The organism is Clavibacter californiensis, from assembly GCF_021952865.1.
In the GTDB taxonomy this organism is placed as follows: Bacteria; Actinomycetota; Actinomycetes; order Actinomycetales; family Microbacteriaceae; genus Clavibacter; species Clavibacter californiensis.
The window spans coordinates 2,201,182-2,220,542 of record NZ_CP040792.1; the positions used below are offsets into that span (position 1 = coordinate 2,201,182).

At 71.7% G+C, this 19,361-nt stretch carries 14 protein-coding genes; 8 read left to right on the forward strand and 6 right to left on the reverse strand.

Annotated features, from left to right (window positions below; genetic code table 11):
- Positions 1–86 precede the first annotated feature (86 nt).
- Complete coding sequence (locus FGD68_RS10675; protein ID WP_104234695.1) at positions 87–314, reverse strand: DUF7455 domain-containing protein; 228 nt, start codon at positions 312–314, stop codon at positions 87–89.
- A gap of 212 nt (positions 315–526) precedes the next feature.
- Here FGD68_RS10675 and FGD68_RS10680 point away from each other — a divergent pair, with 212 nt between their 5' ends.
- Positions 527–2,605 carry a DNA gyrase/topoisomerase IV subunit B gene (locus FGD68_RS10680; RefSeq protein ID WP_104234696.1) on the forward strand — a complete coding sequence of 693 codons (2,079 nt, stop codon included), beginning with the start codon at positions 527–529 and terminating at the stop codon, positions 2,603–2,605.
- Between the two features lie 81 nt (positions 2,606–2,686).
- Here the strand turns inward: FGD68_RS10680 and FGD68_RS10685 are convergent, their stop codons facing one another.
- A complete protein-coding gene (locus tag FGD68_RS10685) occupies positions 2,687–5,233 on the reverse strand; it encodes a DNA gyrase/topoisomerase IV subunit A (protein WP_119372359.1) in 2,547 nt (848 codons plus the stop codon).
- Positions 5,234–5,317: 84 nt separating this feature from the next.
- Between FGD68_RS10685 and FGD68_RS10690 the strand changes: the two genes are divergently transcribed.
- Entirely contained in the window at positions 5,318–6,457 is a 1,140-nt protein-coding gene (locus tag FGD68_RS10690; protein WP_119372360.1) for an alkaline phosphatase family protein, read from the forward strand.
- Positions 6,458–6,512: 55 nt separating this feature from the next.
- Here the strand turns inward: FGD68_RS10690 and sepH are convergent, their stop codons facing one another.
- On the reverse strand, positions 6,513–7,703 hold the full coding sequence (gene sepH / locus FGD68_RS10695) for a septation protein SepH (protein ID WP_119372361.1): 1,191 nt from the start codon (positions 7,701–7,703) through the stop codon (positions 6,513–6,515).
- Between the two features lie 325 nt (positions 7,704–8,028).
- On the opposite strand from sepH, the gene FGD68_RS10700 reads away from it, so the two are divergent.
- Entirely contained in the window at positions 8,029–8,322 is a 294-nt protein-coding gene (locus FGD68_RS10700; protein WP_012038342.1) for a DUF4193 domain-containing protein, read from the forward strand.
- 49 nt (positions 8,323–8,371) lie between these two features.
- Here the strand turns inward: FGD68_RS10700 and FGD68_RS10705 are convergent, their stop codons facing one another.
- On the reverse strand, positions 8,372–8,821 hold the full coding sequence (locus tag FGD68_RS10705) for a DUF3093 domain-containing protein (RefSeq protein WP_119372362.1): 450 nt from the start codon (positions 8,819–8,821) through the stop codon (positions 8,372–8,374).
- A 38-nt stretch (positions 8,822–8,859) separates the two neighbouring features.
- Between FGD68_RS10705 and dut the strand changes: the two genes are divergently transcribed.
- The 5 genes from dut to dxs all read left to right on the forward strand — a co-directional run bounded on the left by dut (position 8,860) and on the right by dxs (position 15,931).
- The gene (gene dut / locus FGD68_RS10710) at positions 8,860–9,330 is read left to right on the forward strand and encodes a dUTP diphosphatase (RefSeq protein WP_043586840.1); all 471 of its coding nucleotides are present in this window, start codon (positions 8,860–8,862) and stop codon (positions 9,328–9,330) included.
- A complete protein-coding gene (locus tag FGD68_RS10715; protein ID WP_104234702.1) occupies positions 9,327–10,019 on the forward strand; it encodes a DUF3710 domain-containing protein in 693 nt (230 codons plus the stop codon). The genes dut and FGD68_RS10715 overlap by 4 nt, the downstream gene beginning before the upstream one ends.
- Before the next feature lie 2 nt (positions 10,020–10,021).
- Positions 10,022–10,819 carry a DUF3159 domain-containing protein gene (locus FGD68_RS10720; protein WP_119372363.1) on the forward strand — a complete coding sequence of 266 codons (798 nt, stop codon included), beginning with the start codon at positions 10,022–10,024 and terminating at the stop codon, positions 10,817–10,819.
- Positions 10,820–11,050: 231 nt separating this feature from the next.
- Positions 11,051–13,864 (forward strand): aconitate hydratase AcnA, encoded by a 2,814-nt coding sequence (gene acnA, locus FGD68_RS10725; RefSeq protein ID WP_119372364.1) that lies wholly within the window; start codon positions 11,051–11,053, stop codon positions 13,862–13,864.
- 114 nt (positions 13,865–13,978) lie between these two features.
- Entirely contained in the window at positions 13,979–15,931 is a 1,953-nt protein-coding gene (dxs, locus tag FGD68_RS10730; RefSeq protein ID WP_119372365.1) for a 1-deoxy-D-xylulose-5-phosphate synthase, read from the forward strand.
- A gap of 64 nt (positions 15,932–15,995) precedes the next feature.
- Here dxs and FGD68_RS10735 read toward each other — a convergent pair whose 3' ends face one another.
- Entirely contained in the window at positions 15,996–18,125 is a 2,130-nt protein-coding gene (locus FGD68_RS10735; RefSeq protein ID WP_119372366.1) for a 3-hydroxyacyl-CoA dehydrogenase NAD-binding domain-containing protein, read from the reverse strand.
- On the reverse strand, positions 18,122–19,330 hold the full coding sequence (locus FGD68_RS10740; protein ID WP_104234707.1) for a thiolase family protein: 1,209 nt from the start codon (positions 19,328–19,330) through the stop codon (positions 18,122–18,124). Before FGD68_RS10740 ends, FGD68_RS10735 begins: the two co-directional genes overlap by 4 nt.
- Positions 19,331–19,361 lie beyond the last annotated feature (31 nt).

A 19,361-nucleotide genomic window follows, 5' to 3' on the forward strand; every position in this document is an offset into this window, starting at 1 on the left:
GGCGGCCGCATCCGCACATGACGAAGGGCGCATCCCCACCGGGATGCGCCCTTCGTCGTCCGCCGATGTGATCGGCGCTGGTCGTCCTAGGCCCGCTCGTCGAGCAGGCGGCTCGACTCGTCGTGCCAGCTCGTGGCGACGGCCGACAGCTTCTCCTGGTACTTCTTGCCGTGGTGGGCGCAGAAGAGGAGCTCGCTGCTGTTCACCTCGACGCGGATGTACGCCTGGGCTCCGCAGCTGTCGCAGCGGTCGTTGGCGGTGAGCTGGTGGTTGTCGAGCTCGTCCACGGGACGCTCGGTCGCGGTCGGTGTCATGTGATGCTCCCCTCCGGGTCGGGTCTGGTCGAGCCGAATGCATCAAGTAGACCACGAGCTCCCCGCAGTCGACCCGACCGCGGACGTCTGTTTCGCTCTGCGCGTAGGGCGCGGTGCGGGTGACGTCGATTCGGAGGGGGAGGCGGCGGGCGGCGGTTAAGATCGATGCGGCTCGCGTCCGGCGAATGCCGGACGTACATGGAGGACAGCACGTGGCAGCATCCGATTATTCCGCCCGCCATCTCTCCGTCCTCGAGGGCCTCGAGGCCGTGCGCAAGCGGCCCGGCATGTACATCGGATCCACCGACTCGCGCGGCCTCATGCACTGCCTCTGGGAGATCATCGACAACAGCGTCGACGAGGCGCTCGGCGGGCACGGCGACCGCATCGACGTGCGGCTCCATCCCGACGGCAGCGTCGAGGTGCGCGACACCGCACGCGGCGTGCCGGTCGACATCGAGCCGAAGACCGGACTCTCCGGCGTCGAGGTCGTCTTCACCAAGCTGCACGCGGGCGGCAAGTTCGGATCCGGCTCCTACGCGTCATCGGGCGGCCTGCACGGCGTGGGCGCGTCCGTCGTGAACGCGCTGTCGGAGCGCCTCGACGTCGAGGTGGACCGCGGCGGCAAGACGCACGCCATGTCGTTCCGGCGCGGCGAGCCGGGCATCTTCGAGGACCAAGGCGAGGCGAGCCCCGACGCGCCGTTCCGCCCCTTCACATCCGGGAGCGAGCTGCGGGTCGTCGGCAAGGTGCGCAAGGGCGTCACCGGCACGCGGATCCGCTACTGGGCCGACCGGCAGATCTTCACCCGCGGCGCGTCCTTCCTCACGGAGGAGCTCCTCGGCCGCGCGCGCCAGACCGCGTTCCTCGTCCCCGGGCTGAGCATCGACATCGAGGACCTCCGCGGCGAGCAGCCCGTGCGCGAGTCCTTCCGCTTCGACGGCGGCATCGCGGAGTTCGTGGACCACCTGGCCGTCGACGCGCCGCTGACGGACACCTGGCGGCTCGAGGGATCCGGCACGTTCACTGAGACCGTGCCCGTGCTCACCGACGGCGGCGCCATGGTGCCGACGGAGCTCACGCGCGAGTGCGCCGTCGACATCGCGCTCCGCTGGGGCACGGGGTACGACACCCGCTTCAAGTCGTTCGTCAACATCATCGCGACGCCCAAGGGCGGCACCCACCAGGCCGGCTTCGAGGCGGGCCTGCTCAAGTTCGTGCGCGCGCAGGTCGAGGCCAACGCGCGCAAGCTCAAGGTCGGCACCGACAAGCTCGAGAAGGACGACGTGCTCGCCGGCCTCACGGCGGTGCTCACGGTCCGCTTCCCCGAGCCGCAGTTCGAGGGCCAGACCAAGGAGGTGCTGGGCACGCCGGCCGTCCGCGCCATCGTGTCGCAGGTCGTGCAGAAGGCCATGACCGAGCGGTTCGCGTCGACCCGACGCGAGGACAGGGCGCAGACCGCCGTGCTCCTCGAGAAGGTCGTCGGCGAGATGAAGTCGCGCATCTCGGCGCGCACGCACAAGGAGACGCAGCGGCGGAAGAACGCGCTCGAGAGCTCGTCCCTGCCCGCGAAGCTCGTGGACTGCCGGTCGAACGACGTCGCCAACAGCGAGCTGTTCATCGTGGAGGGCGACTCCGCCCTCGGCACCGCGAAGCTCGCGCGCGACAGCGAGTACCAGGCGCTGCTGCCCATCCGCGGCAAGATCCTCAACGTGCAGAAGGCGTCGCTGCCGGACATGCTCTCCAACACGGAGTGCGCCTCGATCATCCAGGTGCTGGGCGCGGGATCCGGCCGCACGTTCGACCTGTCGGCGGCGCGCTACGGGAAGATCATCATCATGAGCGACGCCGACGTCGACGGCGCCCACATCCGCACGCTGCTGCTCACGCTCTTCTTCCGCTACATGCGGCCGATGATCGACGAGGGCCGGGTCTTCGCCGCCGTGCCGCCGCTGCACCGCGTGGTGGTCATGAACCCGGGGTCGAAGCCGAACGACGTCATCTACACGTACTCGGAGCGGGAGCTCGCCGCGGTCCTCGCGCAGGCGAAGCGGCAGGGCAAGCGCTACCAGGACCCGATCCAGCGGTACAAGGGCCTGGGGGAGATGGACGCCGACCAGCTCGCGACGACCACCATGGACCGCCGCAACCGCACGCTCCGCCGCGTGCGCGTCGACGACGCCGAGGCCGCCACGCGCATGTTCGAGCTGCTCATGGGCAACGACGTCGCGCCGCGCAAGGAGTTCATCATCGACGGCGCCGGATCCGTGCGGGACCGCATCGACGTGTGATCCACCGGCTGCGTGCCGGATGCGCGGACGGCCGCGGACCCCACGGGTCCGCGGCCGTCCGCGTGCGTGGCGCCGATGCGCCTACGTCTCGAGCGGGGTCGAGCCGTCCTCGGCCGACGGCTCGACGATGCCCGCGGCCGCGCCGGACGCCGCATCCGGCGCCTCGGCCGGGGTGACCGCCTGGCCGACGCTCCCGATCGCCTTCTCGAGCGGGATGCCCGAGCCGTCGCGCTTCATGCCCGTGGGCGGCAGCTGCCTGACCTCGCCGGCCGCCCCGACCGCGAGGGCGGGCCCGGGGCCGACCCAGGCGAGGGCGAGGTGGTCCTCGCCCTTCAGGTACGCGTGCGCGCGGACCCCGCCCGTGGCGCGTCCCTTGCGAGGGAAGTCGCCGAACGCGCTCACCTTGGCGCGGCCGGGATCCACGCCCGCGATGGTGGCGGACGACGCCGAGATCGTGACGACCTCGGCACCCTCGGGCGCGACGGAGGAGAAGAACAGCACGCGCGCGCCTGCGCCGAGGTTGACGCCGGCGACGCCGCCCGCCTGGATGCCCTGGGGTCGCACGGACACCGCGGGGAAGTGCAGCAGCTGCGCCTCGCTGGTGACGAAGACGAGCTCGTCCGTCTCCGCGCCCTGCCGCGCACCGACGACCTCGTCGCCCTTCTTCAGCGCGATGACCTCGAACTCGGGCTTCGCGGGCAGGGCCGACGGGGCGATGCGCTTGACGACGCCCTGGCGCGTGCCGAGCGCGATGGCCTCGTCGGTGCCCAGCGCCACGAGCGCGACGACGCGCTCCTTCCTGTCGGTGAGACCCAGGTAGTCGCGGATCCGGACGCCGGCGCCCAGCTGAACGCTCGCGACCGGGACGACGGGGAGGTCGACAGGCGTCATCGTGATGAGCCGGCCGATGTTCGTGATCGCGCCGATGCGCGTGCGGCTCGTGGTCTCGATCGCCGTGAGGACCGCGTCTTGGGAGCTGCGGCGGACGGTCTGCAGGGGCGTGCCCGGCGCGTCCGTCGGCAGGTCGACGCGGACCGCGCGCCCGGTCGTCGACAGCAGCACCCGGCAGGGCACGTCCGCGATCTCGAGCACGGGCGCGGCACGGCGGCTCGACGCCCCGGCGACGCTCGGCGCGGCCTCGGTGAGCAGGGTCCGGCGCGGCGTGCCGAAGCGGTCGGCGACCTCCTGCAGCTCGGTCGAGACGAGGGCCCGGAGCCGGCGGGGATCGGCGAGGATCGCCTCGAGCTCGGCGATCTCAGCCTGGAGCCTGTCCCGCTCCTCCTCGAGCTCGATGCGGCTGAACCGCGTGAGCCGGCGGAGGCGGAGCTCCAGGATGTAGTCGGCCTGCAGCGTCGACAGGTCGAACACGTCCATGAGTCGGGCGCGCGCCTGCTCGGTGTCGTCGCTGCCGCGGATGACCTGGATAACCTCGTCGATGTCGAGGATGGCGATCAGCAGCCCGAGCACGAGGTGCAGCCGCTCCTGCCGGCGGGCGAGCCGGTAGCGCGTGCGGCGCGTGACCACCTCGAGCCGGTGCGCCACGTAGACCTGCAGCAGCTCCTTCAGCCCGAGCGTCTGCGGGCTGCCGTCGACGAGCGCGACGTTGTTGATGCTGAAGCCGTCCTCGAGCGGCGTGTAGCGGTAGAGCTGCTCGAGCACGGCCTCGGGGTTGAAGCCCGTCTTGATCTCGATCACGAGCCGCAGCCCGTGCGTGCGGTCGGTCAGGTCGGTGACGTTGGTGATGCCCGACAGCTTCTTGTTCTGGACGCCGTCCTTGATCTTCTCGATGACCTTCTCGGGGCCGACCAGGTACGGCAGCTCGGTGACGACGAGCCCCGACTTCCGGGGCGTGAGGCTCTCGACGGAGACGCGCGCGCGGGTCTTGAAGCTGCCGCGGCCGGTGAGGTACGCGTCCTTGACGCCCGACAGGCCGATGATCGTGCCTCCCGTGGGGAGATCCGGCCCCGGCACGAAGGCCATGAGGTCGTCCAGGCTGGCGTCCGGGTGGTCGATGAGATGGCGCGCGGCGCCGACGACCTCGATCAGGTTGTGGGGGACCATGTTCGTCGCCATGCCGACCGCGATGCCGCTCGCGCCGTTGACCAGCAGGTTCGGGAACGCCGCGGGGAGGACGGCCGGCTGCATGAACGCGTTGTCGTAGTTCGGGACGAAGTCGACGACGTCCTCGTCGAGGCCCTCGACCATCGCGAGCGCGGACGCGGCGAGCCGGGCCTCCGTGTAGCGGGGGGCGGCCGGACCGTCGTCGAGCGATCCGAAGTTGCCGTGCCCGTCGATGAGCGGAACCCGCAGCGTGAACGACTGCGCCATGCGCACCATCGCGTCGTAGATGGCGGAGTCGCCGTGCGGGTGGAGCTTGCCCATGACCTCGCCAGTGACGCGGGCGGACTTCACGTGGCCTCGGTCGGGGCGGAGGCCCATCTCGCTCATCTGGTACAGGATCCGGCGCTGCACGGGCTTGAGGCCGTCGCGCGCGTCGGGCAGGGCCCGCGAGTAGATGACCGAGTACGCGTACTCGAGGAACGAGTTCTCCATCTCGGTGGAGACGTCGACGTCCTCGATCCGCTCGGCGGGCTCGTCGGGCGTGGTGTTCGTGGTGGAGGGACTCATGGACTCTCTGGGTCGGGGTCGGCGCTGCGTCGATCGGCGTCGTGACGCGGATGCGCGCCGGTCTGCTGTGGCAGACTGGGCCGGATGGCCCCCATGCTACCGGCGCCCGGATCCAGCCGGATGAGCCTCACCGCGGTCATGCCCGGCTGCCTCGCCGCCCTCGCGGGCGAGGAGTCGGACGCCGGCCTCCCGCCCGTCGACCGGGCCGTGGTCGTCCTCGTGGACGGGCTCGGCTCCGCGGCACTCCGCGCCCGGGCCGGGCACGCCCGCCACCTGGTGCAGGGTTGGCGGAAGAAGGACGTCGTGGACGTGGGGTTCCCCACCACGACGGCGGCCAGCATCACGTCGCTCACCACCGGCGTGCGCGCGGGCGAGCACGGTCTCGTCGGGTACAGCGCGCTCGATCCCGCGCACGACCGCGTCCTCAAGCTGCTGTCCGGATGGGACGCCCGCAGCGTGCCCGAGGAGTGGCAGCCCGTCCCGACCGTGTTCGAGCGGGCGGTCGCCGCGGGCATCCCCGCGTACGTGGTCGGATCCGCCCGCTACGCCGGGTCGGGCTTCTCGCGGGCGGCGCTGCGCGGGGCGACCTACGTCGCGGCCGAGTCGATCGCGGATCGCTTCACGACCACGCGAGCGCTCATGGACCGGGAGCCGCGCGCGCTCGTCTACCTCTACGTGCCTGAGCTCGACCAGGCCGCCCACTCGCACGGCTGGGAGTCGGATCGCTGGCTCCGCGGCCTGGAGGAGCTCGACCAGGCGGCGGGTCCCTTCCTCGACCGGCTCGGCTCCCGGGAGGGCGCCCTGATCACGGCCGACCACGGCATCGTCGACGTGCCCTCCGGATCCCAGGTGCTGTTCGACCGCGTGCCGGAGCTGGTCGCGGGCGTCCGTCACGTCGCGGGGGAGCCGCGCTGCCTCCACCTCCACCTCACGCCTGGCACGGACGCCGACGCCCTCGCCGACGCCTGGCGCGCCTCGGAGGGGTCGCGCGCCCATGTCGCGACGCGCGCCGAGGCGATCGCCGCCGACTGGTACGGGCCGGTCCGGGATGACGTGGCGGCGCGCATCGGCGACGTCGTCGTCGCGACGCGCTCGCTCATCGCGTACTACGACGGCCGGCCGCGGGACCAGGGCGCCCGTCGCATGATCGGACAGCACGGATCGTTCTCCGACGAGGAGCGGCTGGTGCCCCTCGTCCGCGCGGGAGCCTTCGCCCGCGGCTGACCCGCCCGACGATCGCGGGCCGCCTCCAGGGCGACCCGTCGGACGACGGGTGGGATCAGGCCAGGTGGTCGTCGTCGCTGCGCGCGCCGAACACGATCTCGTCCCAGCTCGGCATCGCCGTCCGCCCGCGTCGGCCGGACGGCTTCCCGGATCCGCGAGCCTCGCCGGTGCCGGGCGTGCGCAGGCCCTCGTCCTCGGCATCGTCGCGCGGGCGGTCGCGGCCCGTGTCGACGCGGCCGATGCCGGGGATCACCGCGGACCGCAGCGGCGGCACGGAGCGCTGACCGCCGCGCGGGCGGGACAGCTGCGCGTCGCGCGGGGCGACGGGAGCGGGAGCCTCATCGGCCTGGTCGTCGGCCTCGTCCTCGCGCGGCACGGACTCGCGCTCGCCCCGGCGGCGGCGGAGGGCCTCGAGCAGGTCGGCGGTCTCGTTCAGCTCGACCTGCGCGACGCGCGCCGGCTGCTGGCTGCCTGCGGGGTGGTTGCCCTGCCGCCCGAGGTGCGAGACGGACGCGCCCTCATCGCGGCGCGGCGTCTCCCACGGCTGGGGAGCGGTGTCCTGCGTGGCGGACGCCGTAGGCTCGGGCAGGCGGAACGCCCCGCTGTCGAAGCGCGTGACGCCGGCCTCCTCGTGCGTGTCCGCGGCCTCGGGCGGGAGAGCCCGGAGCCGGGGGATGAGCGCCCCGCGGATCTCGCCCTGCTGCGAGAGCGTGATCGCCTCGTTGTTGGCGGGGGAGAGCGCGTGCTTCTTGGCGTCGTAGGCCCAGCGCGCGTCGTGCTCGATCTCCTCGCTCGTGAACGCGACCTTCACGACCCAGCCGCCGAGCTGCTCCCTCCAGCTGCTCCAGCGCACCTCCTGCGCGCCGAGCGACTCGAGGCGCTCTTCGATGACCTGCCCGAACAGCGTGCCCTGGCCCATCGGGTCGACCTCGATGGCGGTGTGGACGGGCACCTTCATCGCGCTGCGCACGACGTGCTCGCGCTCGGCGACGACGGGCCCCTCGAACTTGCGCACGTACTCCACGGACGCGCCGGTCTCCCGCGCGACGTCCTCGGCGCTCATGCCCTGGCGGATGAAGGACTGGATGATGCGCGGCGCGGCCTTGCGCGTCGCACCGCCGTCGGCGGACTGGCGGCGGAGCGCGGACCGGAAGGAGTCGTCCATCACGAGACGGTGCCGTTCACCGCCTGCGGCCTCGACGACGAGGGCGCCGTCCTCGACTCCGACGATTTTCAGATCCTGCATGGGTTCCACGCCTCTCGCGCTCACTGGACGATTCACGATCGCACGACTCGGCCCCTCTTCCGGGGAATACGCGTGGCGCGCCGCGACTTGGGTCCGACGAGAGCGCCGGAAGGCGAGATCGCGGGTCCGGAGCGCAGGTTGTTCGTGCGCGAACGGTGTACCGTGTGAGTCCGCATCCGCGGCCCGATGACGGGCCGGCTCCCCGCATCCAAACCGCCGATCAGGAGGCCCGACAGGGGCCTCAGGACGGTTTGCTATCCGGATGCGATTCATGCAAACTGTGCCCGCCGATTCCGTTCGGCGGTTATTCGAGAAGTGGACAGGAATGGCAACTGATTACGACGCCCCGCGCAAGACGGAGGACGACTCCGACTCGATCGAGGCTCTGAAGGAGCGCGTCCCGGACCGCATGTCCGGGGTCGTGGACGTCGACGATGCCGACAACCCCGGGAGCTTCGACCTCGCCGGAGCGGACCTCTCCGACCTCGAGCTCGAGACGGTGGTGCTGCCGCCCCAGGCGGACGAGTTCACCTGCGTGAGCTGCTTCCTCGTGAAGCACCGCTCGCAGATCGACCACCAGGAGAAGCTCGGACCCATCTGCCAGGAGTGCGCCGCCTAGAGCGACGCCGGGCCATGTCCCCCTCGGAGGCCTCGCGCCCCGCCGCACGTCATGATCGCCGCGATCCCCGGATCGCGGCGATCAGTCGTTCCGGGGTCCGCGTGGACAGCAGCCAGTAGGGCGCCGGGTCCGCCGCGTCCAGGAGCGGCACCTTGACGACCGGATCCACCCATCCGCGGATCACGAGGTACGCCCGCGCATGCAGGCGCGTTCCGCGCTCCGCCGTCGCCTGGGCCCCCCGGAACCCCTCCGGCTCACCGAGCTGCTCGACGTCGATGGACGCACGGCCGGCCCGCAGGCGCCCGTCGACCACCTCGATGACCGGGCTCGTGAGCACGAGCGTCGCGACGACCCCCGCGTAGAGCACGATCGCGACGACCACCCCGGCGATGACGCTGATGGGGAGGAACACGAGCAGGCTCGCGGGGATGACGAGGGCGGTGGCGACGAAGAGCCAGGGAGCCGGCCACAGCCGCTCGCTGTAGGGGGATGCGGGCATGCGCCTATTCGATCAGATTCCTGCACTAGCCTCGGACCGTGCCCGATCCCGTCGACGTCCTCATCGCGGGCGACGCCCCGATCCCGGCCTACGCGCATCCCGGTGACGCCGGCGCCGACCTCACGGCAGCGGAGGCCGTCCGCCTGGAGCCCGGCCAGCGGGCCACCGTCGGCACCGGCGTCTCCATCGCCCTCCCGGACGGCTACGCGGCCTTCGTGCTGCCCCGGAGCGGACTGGCCGCGCGCCATGGCATCACGATCGTGAACGCGCCCGGCACCGTCGACGCCGGATACCGCGGCGAGATCCGCGTCACCCTCCTCAACACCGATGCCGACGCCGCGTACGATGTCGCGGTCGGCGACCGCATCGCGCAGGTCGTCGTCATGCCGGTCAGCCGGGTGCGGTTCGTGCCCGTCCAGAAGCTGCCCGGGAGCCACCGCGGTGCGGGGGGCTTCGGCTCCACGGGCACCGGTGCCCTCCCCGCCCGAGATCCAGGAGACCGAACATGACCGACGAGAACGCGAACCAGCCGGACGACGCCGCCCTCGCGGACGACGCCGAGGACGTCCTGGACGCCAAGTCCGCGCCCGACGACCGCGCCGACGAGGGCCCGCTCGACGAGACCGAGGCCAACCCCGTGCGTCCGTACGTCGACCTGGGCGGGATCAAGATCCTCCCGCGGGAGGGCCTCCACCTCCGCCTCGAGGTCGCCGAGGGCACCCAGCAGGTCGTCGCGATCGGCCTGGACTTCGCCGAGTCCAGCCTCCAGGTCCAGCCGTTCGCGGCGCCGCGCTCGAGCGGGCTGTGGCACGAGATCCGCACGAGCATCGGGGAGCAGATCCAGAGGCAGGGCGGCACCACGCGCCTCGCCGACGGCCCGTTCGGCCCCGAGCTCCACGCCGCCATCCCCGTCGTGCAGCAGCCGGGCCAGCCCGCGGCCAGCACGCGGGACGCGCGCTTCATCGGCGTCGACGGCCCGCGCTGGTTCCTGCGCGGCGTCATCACCGGCCGCGCCGTGACGGATCCCGAGGCCGCCGCCGCCGTCGAGGACCTGTTCCGCAGCGTCGTCGTCGTGCGCGGCTCGTCGCCCATGCCCCCGCGCGACCTCATCCCGCTCAAGATGCCCGCCGCCCAGGTCGGCACCACCCCGGGCGCGGCTCCGGCCGGCGAGGGCCCGGCACCCGCGCTGGGCTCCTGACCGTGTCGGGTGAGGATCCGCTCGAGCGGGATCCGCAGCGCCCGGCGCCCGGCGACGACGCGTCCGCGACCGACAACGATGCGGCCGGACACGCGTCACCTGCCGCTCCGGGCGAGGCGATCGGCGCGAGCATGGCCCAAGCCGCGGAGCGCGCGGGCCTCGGGCAGGCGGCGCGCGGCGAGACGATGACGGCCGCCGCCCTCCTCACCGCGATGGGCGGCGTCCGCGGCATCCTCGAGGCGATCGTCCCCGGGCTCCTCTTCCTCGTGGCGTTCACGATCACGCGCGACGTCGTGCTCTCCGTCGCGGTGCCGGTCGTCGTGGCGGTCGTGGCCGTCGTCGCCCGACTCGCGCAGCGGTCGGCCGTCGCACCCGCCGTGGGCGGCCTCGTCGGCATCGTCATCTCCGCGTTCCTGGCGCTCCGCTCGGGGGAGGGCCGCGACTTCTACGCGCTCGGGCTCTGGACCAACGGCGCCTACTTCGCCGTGCTGCTGCTCTCCGTCGTGGTGGGCTGGCCGCTCGTCGGGGTCGCCGTCGGCTTCCTCATGGGCGACGGCACGGCCTGGCGGCAGGACCGCAGGAAGGCCAGGGCGCTCCGCCTGCTCACCCTCGTGTGGGTCGGCTTCTTCGCGCTCCGCCTCGCGGTGCAGCTCCCGCTCTACCTCGCCGACGCGATCGACGCGCTCGGCGTCGCGCGACTGGTGATGGGCACGCCCCTGTACGGCGTGCTCCTCGTCCTGTCGTGGCTCTTCGTGCGCGCCGTGTACGCGAAGGACCCGACGGCACCGGCCGCCGGCTGACCTCGGCCCCTCTCGACGTCGCCGCGGCGCGCGTTCCGCCGCGCGCCGCGGCACCCTGTCGGCGTCGCGATGCTAGATTCATCTCGACGTCGAGATACATCGACGCCGTCCCGCCTCGCGTCGGCGTGCCCGATCAGGGTCGCCTTACTGGACCCGGCCGCGGCGGGCGACCAAGATCGGATGACGGGCGGAATCGACTTCCGCGCCCATCCAGCGAGGGAAGAGGGCCACGTGTCTGCAATCAACAGCTTCGGCGCGAAGGACACACTCCGCGTCGGGGACACCGACTACGAGATCTACCGCATCGACACCGTGGCGGGCCACGAGCGTCTCCCGTTCAGCCTCAAGGTGCTGCTGGAGAACCTCCTCCGCACCGAGGACGGCAAGAACGTCACCGGCAGCCAGATCAGCGCCCTCGGCGACTGGGCTCCCGACTCCGAGCCCGACACCGAGATCCAGTTCACGCCCGCGCGCGTCGTGATGCAGGACTTCACCGGCGTGCCCTGCATCGTCGACCTCGCCACCATGCGCGAGGCCGTCGGCGAGCTGGGCGGCGACCCCACCAGGATCAACCCGCTGGCGCCCGCCGAGCTCGTGATCGACCACTCGGTCATCGCCGACCTCTTCGGCTCCGAGGACGCGCTCGAGCGCAACGTCGACATCGAGTACGAACGCAACGGCGAGCGGTACCAGTTCCTCCGCTGGGGCCAGACGGCGTTCGAGGACTTCAAGGTCGTCCCGCCCGGCACCGGCATCGTCCACCAGGTCAACATCGAGCACCTCGCCCGCGTCACCATGACGCGCGAGGTGGGCGGCGCCCTCCAGGCGTACCCCGACACGTGCGTCGGCACCGACTCGCACACCACCATGGTGAACGGCCTGGGCGTGCTGGGCTGGGGCGTCGGCGGCATCGAGGCGGAGGCGGCCATGCTCGGCCAGCCCGTGTCGATGCTCATCCCCAAGGTCGTCGGCTTCAAGCTCTCCGGCGAGATCCCCACGGGCGTCACCGCGACCGACGTGGTGCTCACCATCACGCAGATGCTGCGCAAGCACGGCGTCGTCGGCAAGTTCGTCGAGTTCTACGGCACCGGCGTCGGCGCCGTCCCGCTCGCCAACCGCGCCACCATCGGCAACATGAGCCCCGAGTTCGGCTCCACCGCCGCGGTCTTCCCCATCGACGACGTCACCCTCGAGTACCTGCGCCTCACCGGCCGCAGCGAGGAGCAGGTCGCGCTCGTGGAGGCGTACGCCAAGGAGCAGAAGCTGTGGCACGACGCCGATGTCGAGCCGGCGTTCAGCGAGTACCTCGAGCTCGACCTCTCCACGGTCGTCCCCTCCATCGCCGGCCCGAAGCGCCCGCAGGACCGCATCGAGCTGACCGACGCGAAGTCGCAGTTCGAGCGGGACCTCAACGACTACGCGCAGGTCGACCACGACATCGTCGACCTCACCACGGCGATGAGCTTCCCCGCATCCGACCCGGGCGAGCTGCAGCCGGAGGACGAGCACTCGTCGCACGAGCACCACCACGCGTCGCAGAGCCCCTCCTCGGTCTCGAAGCCCACGCGCGTGACCCTCGAGGACGGCAGCGACTTCACGCTGGACCACGGCGCGGTCGCCATCGCGGCCATCACCTCCTGCACCAACACGTCGAACCCGTCGGTCATGCTCGCGGCCGGGCTCCTCGCCCGCAACGCCAGCAAGAAGGGCCTCAAGGCCAAGCCGTGGGTGAAGACCACGCTGGCGCCCGGATCCAAGGTCGTCACGGACTACTACGAGAAGTCCGGCCTCACCACGTACCTCGAGGACCTCGGCTTCTACACGGTCGGGTACGGGTGCACGACCTGCATCGGCAACTCGGGCCCGCTGATCGACGAGATCTCCACCGCGGTGCAGGACAACGACCTCGCCGTCACGGCCGTGCTCTCGGGCAACCGGAACTTCGAGGGCCGCATCAACCCCGACGTGAAGATGAACTACCTCGCGAGCCCTCCGCTCGTCATCGCGTACGCGCTGGCCGGATCGATGAACTTCGACTTCGACTCCGATGCGCTCGGCACCGACACCGAGGGCAACGACGTGTTCCTGAAGGACATATGGCCCGACGCGGACGAGGTCCAGTCGACGATCGACAGCTCCATCGACACGGGCATGTTCACGCACCAGTACGCCGGCGTCTTCGACGGCGACGAGCGCTGGCGCTCGCTCCCCACCCCCACGGGCGCGACGTTCGAGTGGGACGCGGAGTCCACGTACGTGCGGAAGCCCCCGTACTTCGAGGGCCTCACGATGGAGATCACGCCGGTCTCCGACATCCAGGGTGCGCGCGTCCTCGCGAAGCTGGGCGACTCGGTCACGACCGACCACATCAGCCCCGCCGGCTCGATCAAGGCGGACAGCCCCGCGGGCCGCTACCTGGACGAGCACGGCGTCGGCCGCAAGGACTACAACTCCTACGGCTCGCGCCGCGGCAACCACGAGGTCATGATCCGCGGCACGTTCGCGAACATCCGCCTCCGGAACCAGCTGCTCGACGGCGTCGAGGGCGGCTACACGCGCGACTTCACGCAGGAGGGCGGCCCGCAGTCGTTCATCTACGACGCGTCCGAGAACTACCAGGCGGCGGGCACCCCGCTCGTGATCCTCGGCGGCAAGGAGTACGGCTCCGGCTCGTCGCGCGACTGGGCGGCCAAGGGCACGAGCCTCCTGGGCGTCAAGGCGGTCATCACCGAGAGCTTCGAGCGGATCCACCGCTCCAACCTCATCGGCATGGGCGTCGTCCCGCTGCAGTTCCCGGCGGGCGAGACCTGGGCCTCGCTCGGGCTCGACGGCACCGAGGAGATCAGCATCATCGGGCTCGAGGAGCTGAACTCGGGCACGACGCCGCGCACGGTGCACGTCGTCGCGGCACCCACGGCCGACTCGCCCGCGGGCAAGGAGACGGTCGAGTTCGACGCGGTCGTGCGCATCGACACCCCCGGCGAGGCGGACTACTACCGCAACGGCGGGATCCTGCAGTACGTGCTGCGCAGCCTCGTCGCGTGACAGCAACCTGAGGGGGCCGGGCGGCGACGCCCGGCCTCCTTCGTGCATGCAGGGCCCTGCGTACACTCGAAGAGGCGGGTGCCTGCACATGGCGCCCGATGGAAGGCGGTCAGCATGGGAATCCTCGAGACGATCACGGGACCCCGGGACCTCGACCGGCTGAGCCGCGAGCAGATGCTCGCGCTCGCCACCGAGATCCGGCAGTTCCTCGTCGCCGAGGTCTCCAAGACGGGCGGCCACCTCGGGCCGAACCTCGGCGTCGTCGAGACGACGCTCGCCATCCACCGGGTCTTCGACTCGCCGAGGGACCCCATCGTCTTCGACACCGGCCACCAGTCCTACGTGCACAAGCTGCTGACGGGCCGGCAGGACTTCTCCCGGCTCCGCGAGTCGGGCGGCCTCGCCGGCTACCCGCAGCGCGCGGAGTCGGAGCACGACATCGTCGAGAGCTCGCACGCGTCGAGCTCGCTGAGCTGGGCGGACGGCATCTCGCGCGCGTTCGAGATCACCGGCCAGACCGACCGGCACGTGGTCGCGGTCGTGGGCGACGGCGCCCTCACGGGCGGCATGACGTGGGAGGCGCTCAACAACATCTCCGACGACAACACGCGGAAGCTCATCATCGTCGTCAACGACAACGGCCGCTCCTACGCGCCGACCATCGGCGGCATGGCGCGCTTCCTCAACACCGTGCGCACGCGTCGCACGTACCGGGGCCTCTACGAGACGAGCCAGCGCGTGTTCGGCGTCTTCGGGGCGCCGGGCGACAGCCTCTACCGCGGCCTCCGCGGCGGGCTGCACGGGTTCCTCACGCGCGTCACCGACAACGAGGCGCTGTACTCCAATCTCGACATCAAGTACCTGGGGCCCATCGACGGGCACGACCAGCAGGCGATGGAGGAGGCGCTCGAGCAGGCGCGCGACTACGGCGCGCCCGTCATCGTGCACGCGATCACGGAGAAGGGCCGCGGCTACGCGCCCGCGCGCCGGGACGTCGCCGACCAGTTCCACGCCGTCGGGCAGATCGACCCGGAGACGGGGGAGCCGATCGACCCGTCTCAGGCCGTCAGCTGGACGAGCGTCTTCGCGGACGAGATCCTCGCCCTCGCCGACGAGGATCCGCGCATCGTCGGCATCACCGCGGCGATGCTCCGTCCGGTGGGCCTGCACAGGTTCGCCGCGAAGCACCCGGATCGCGTGCATGACGTCGGCATCGCCGAGCAGCACGCCGTGACGAGCGCCGCGGGCCTCGCCTACGGCGGCCTGCACCCGGTCGTCGCCCTCTACGCGACCTTCGTCAACCGCGCCTTCGACCAGGTGCTCATGGACGTCGCGCTGCACCGTGCCGGCGTGACCTTCGTGCTCGATCGCGCGGGCGTCACCGGTCCCGACGGGCCGAGCCACCACGGCATGTGGGACCTCGCGCTGCTGCAGATCGTGCCCCACATCCGCCTCAGCGCCCCACGCGACGCCACGCGCCTCCGCGAGGAGCTGGGGGAGGCCGTGAAGGTCGACGACGGGCCCACGGTCGTGCGCTTCTCCAAGGGCAACGTCGGCGACGAGATCGAGGCGCTGCGACGTCTCGACGACGGGGTCGACGTGCTGCACGAGTCGGCATCGCGGGACGTGCTCATCGTCACCGTGGGACCGATGGCGGCCATGGGCATCGAGGTCGCGGAGCGCCTCGCCGCGCAGGGGATCGGCGCGACCGTCGTGGATCCCCGATGGGTCGTGCCCGTGCCGCGCAGCATCGTCGAGCTCGGCGGCAGCCACCGCCTCGTCGTGACCATCGAGGACGGCGTCGTGGTCGGCGGCATCGGCACGCGGATCCGGCAGGATCTCCGCGAGGCCGGCATCGACACGGGCGTGACGGAGCTGGGTCTCCCGGACGAGTTCCTCGACCACGGCACGCGCTCGGAGATCCTCGAGCGCGTCGGCCTCACCCCGCAGCACATCGCGCGCGACGTCGTCGCCCAGGTGCTCGGGAGCCGGGTGCCCGCGGCACGGCCGCTGCCGGAGGACGAGGAGCGCGTGTCGATCCGCGCGGAGGACGACGAGCAGGCCTGATCGCCCGCCTCACGCGAGGAGGGCCCGGCCGATGCGGCCGGGCCCTCCTGTCGTGCCGGTGGCGCTACTCCACGCCGCGGATCGGCGGGTGGTGGAACGTGTCGCCGAAGGCGCGGTCGCTCGCCCCGACGCGGTCGAGGTACGGCGTGAGGCCGCCCATCTGGAACGGGTAGCCGGCGCCGAGGATGAGGCACAGGTCGATGTCCTCGGCCGCGTGCACGACGTCGTCCTCGAGCATGCGGTGCACCTCGTCCGCGAGGCCCGTCTCGACGCGCTCGCGGATCTCGTCGCCGGTCATCGGATCGGTGCCGCCCTTCACGATGCGGACGGCCTCCTTGTCGAAGCCCGTGGGGCGGCCCTTGGCGTCGCGCGAGTAGATCCGTCCGAGGTCAGCCAGCCTGTGCAGGTTGGGGCTCTCGAAGAAGCGGTCGGGGAACGCGGCGTGGTGCGTGTCGAGCACGTGCGCACCCACCCGGAGTCCCACGAGCTCGAGCAGCTCGAACGGCGTCATCGGCAGCCCGAACGGCGCGAGCGACCGGTCGACGACCTCGAAGGGCGTGCCCGTGTCCACCGCGTGCATGGCCTCGCCCAGCACCTTGGCCAGGATCCGGTTCACCACGAAGCCGGGCGTGTCCCGCGTGATGACGGCGTTCTTCCTCAGTGTCTTGGCGACCTGCATGGCCGTCGCGAGCGTCTCGTCCGTCGTCCGCGGCGTGCGCACGACCTCGATGAGCGGCATGACGGCCACGGGGTTGAAGAAGTGGAACCCGACCAGGCGCTCCGGGTTCGCGAGCCGCTCGCCGATGCGCTCGACGGAGAGGCTCGACGTGTTGGTCGCCAGGATCGCCGTCGCGGAGACGTGCTGCTCGATCTCGGCGAACACCTGCTGCTTCACGCCCAGCTCCTCGAACACGGCCTCGATGACCCAGTCCGCGTCGGCGAAGTCGGCCTTGTCGGTCGTGCCCGTGACGAGCGCCCGGAGCCGGTTGGCCTCGTCGGGGGAGATGCGCCCCTTCTCGGCGAGCGTCCGGATCTCGCCGTGGATGCCGGCGACCCCCGCGTCGACGCGCGCCTGGTCGAGGTCCGTGATGACCACGGGCACCTGGAGCCTGCGCACGAACAGCAGCGCGAACTGCGATGCCATGAGGCCGGCGCCGACGACCCCGACCTTGGTGACCTTGCGTGCGAGCGCCTTGTCGGGCGCCCCCGCGGGCCGCTTCGCGCGCTTCTGCACCAGGTCGAACGCGTAGATGCTGGCGCGGAACTGGTCGCCCGAGATGAGGTCCGCGAGGGCCTCGTCCTCGGCGGCGAAGCCCTCCTCGCGCGTCGTGCTCCTGGCCGCCTTCAGCAGGTCGAGCGCGCGGTACGGCGACTGGGCGACCGTGCCGATCCGCTGCTCGAGCGACTTGCGGGCGATGCCGACGGCGATGTCCCACTTGGCGATGCGCTCGAGGCGGCCGGGTGCGTTGGGGCGCTTCACCTCGATCGCGCCGGAGATGACGCCGTCGGCCCAGCGGATCGACTGCTCGAGGAACGACGCGGATGGGAACGACGCGTCGGCGATGCCGAGCTCCATCACGTCGGCCGCCTTGAGCGTGCGGTTGTTCTTGAGCGGGTTCTCGATGATCACCTTGAGCGCGTTCTCGATGCCGATGAGGTTCGGCAGCAGCCATGCCCCGCCCCAGCCGGGGATGATGCCGAGGAAGACCTCGGGCAGCGCCACGGCGGGCACGGACGCGTCGACCGTGCGGTAGTCGGAGTTCAGGCCGATCTCGAGCCCGCCGCCGAGCGCGAGCCCGTTGATGAAGGTGAACGACGGAACGCCGAGGCGGTGCAGGCGGCCCAGGGTGTCGTGCCCGAGCTGCGCCATCTGGCGGCCGACCTCGCGGCTGGGGATCTCGCCGACCTTGCTGAGGTCCGCACCCGCGGCGAGGATGAACGGCTTGCCGGTGATCGCGACGCCGCGGATCTCCCCGGCGGCCGCCCGGGCGGAGAGGCCGTCGAGCGCATCCGCGAGCTCCAGCAGCGTGGCCGGCCCGAGGGTGGACGGCCGGGTGTGGTCGCGGCCGTTGTCGAGCGTGACGAGCGCCAGGACGCCGCCCGAGGGCAGCGGCACGTCGCGGACGTGCGAGTGGGTGACGACCTCGTCGGGGTCGAGCGCCACGAGCTCCCGGAAGCGGCTGGTGTCGGTCACTTGTTCCTCTTCCTCTTGCCGGTGAAGTGCGGGTTCTCCCAGATGACGCTGCCGCCCTGGCCGAGTCCCACGCACATCGCCGTGAGTCCATAGCGGACCTCGGGGTGCTGCTCGAACTGGCGCGCGAGCTGGTTCATCAGCCGGACGCCGCTGGACGCGAGCGGGTGGCCGACGGCGATGGCGCCGCCGTACTCGTTGACGCGCGGATCGTCGTCGTCGATGCCGAAGTGGTCGAGCAGGCTGAGCACCTGGATGGCGAACGCCTCGTTGAGCTCGAAGAGCCCGATGTCGTCGATCGTGAGGCCGGCCTTGCGGAGCGCCTTCTCGGTGCTCGGCACGGGGCCGATGCCCATGATCTCGGGCTCGACGCCCGCGAACGCGAAGGACACCAGGGTCATCTTCGGCGCGAGGCCGAGCTCCTTGACGGCGTCGCCGCTCGCGAGCAGGGCCGCGGTGGCGCCGTCGTTGAGGCCGGACGAGTTGCCGGCCGTGACGCGGCCGTGCGGGCGGAACGGGGTGCGGAGGCCGGCGAGTCCCTCGAGCGTCGTCTCGGGGCGCATGGCCTCGTCGCGCGTCGCGAGCCCCCAGCCGCTCTCGGAGCGGGTCGCGACGGGCACGAGGTCCGGCTGGATCTGGCCGTTCGCGTATGCCAGGGCGGTCTTCTGCTGGCTCGCGAGCGCGTAGCGGTCGGCGCGCTCGCGGGTGAGGGACGGGAAGCGGTCGTGGATCCGCTCGGCCGTGTTGCCCATGTTCAGGGCATCCTGGCTCACGAGGCGCTCGGCGAGGAAGCGCGGGTTCGGGTCCGCGTCGAAGCCCATCGGGTGGCGGCCCATGTGCTCGACGCCGCCCGCGATCGCGAGGTCGTAGGCGCCGAAGGCGATGCCGCCTGCGGTCGCCGTGACGCTCGTCATGGCGCCGGCGCACATCCGGTCGATGGCGTAGCCGGGCACCGAGCGCGGGAGGCCGGCAAGGAGCGCGGCGGTGCGGCCGAGGGTCAGGCCCTGGTCGCCCGTCTGGGTGGTGGCCGCGATGGCGACCTCGTCGATCCGGTCCTTGGGCACCTGCGGGTTCCGCTCGAGCAACCCGATCATGGCCTTGACCACCAAGTCGTCGGCGCGGGTCCGCCAGTACATGCCCTTCTCACCCGCTCGTCCGAACGGGGTGCGCACCCCGTCCACGAAATGGACTTCGGCTCTCTCGACCACTGACGCCTCCTCGCATCGATTTCCCCCACCC

Excerpts from the sequence above, each read along its gene's own strand:
- FGD68_RS10675 (WP_104234695.1), bottom strand. The coding sequence starts at position 314 with ATGACACCGACCGCGACCGAGCGTCCCGTGGACGAGCTCGACAACCAC.
- FGD68_RS10700 (WP_012038342.1), top strand. The coding sequence starts at position 8,029 with ATGGCAACTGATTACGACGCCCCGCGCAAGACGGAGGACGACTCCGAC.
- sepH (WP_119372361.1), bottom strand. The coding sequence starts at position 7,703 with ATGCAGGATCTGAAAATCGTCGGAGTCGAGGACGGCGCCCTCGTCGTC.
- FGD68_RS10715 (WP_104234702.1), top strand. The coding sequence starts at position 9,327 with ATGACCGACGAGAACGCGAACCAGCCGGACGACGCCGCCCTCGCGGAC.
- FGD68_RS10685 (WP_119372359.1), bottom strand. The coding sequence starts at position 5,233 with ATGAGTCCCTCCACCACGAACACCACGCCCGACGAGCCCGCCGAGCGG.
- FGD68_RS10705 (WP_119372362.1), bottom strand. The coding sequence starts at position 8,821 with ATGCCCGCATCCCCCTACAGCGAGCGGCTGTGGCCGGCTCCCTGGCTC.
- dxs (WP_119372365.1), top strand. The coding sequence starts at position 13,979 with ATGGGAATCCTCGAGACGATCACGGGACCCCGGGACCTCGACCGGCTG.
- FGD68_RS10690 (WP_119372360.1), top strand. The coding sequence starts at position 5,318 with ATGGCCCCCATGCTACCGGCGCCCGGATCCAGCCGGATGAGCCTCACC.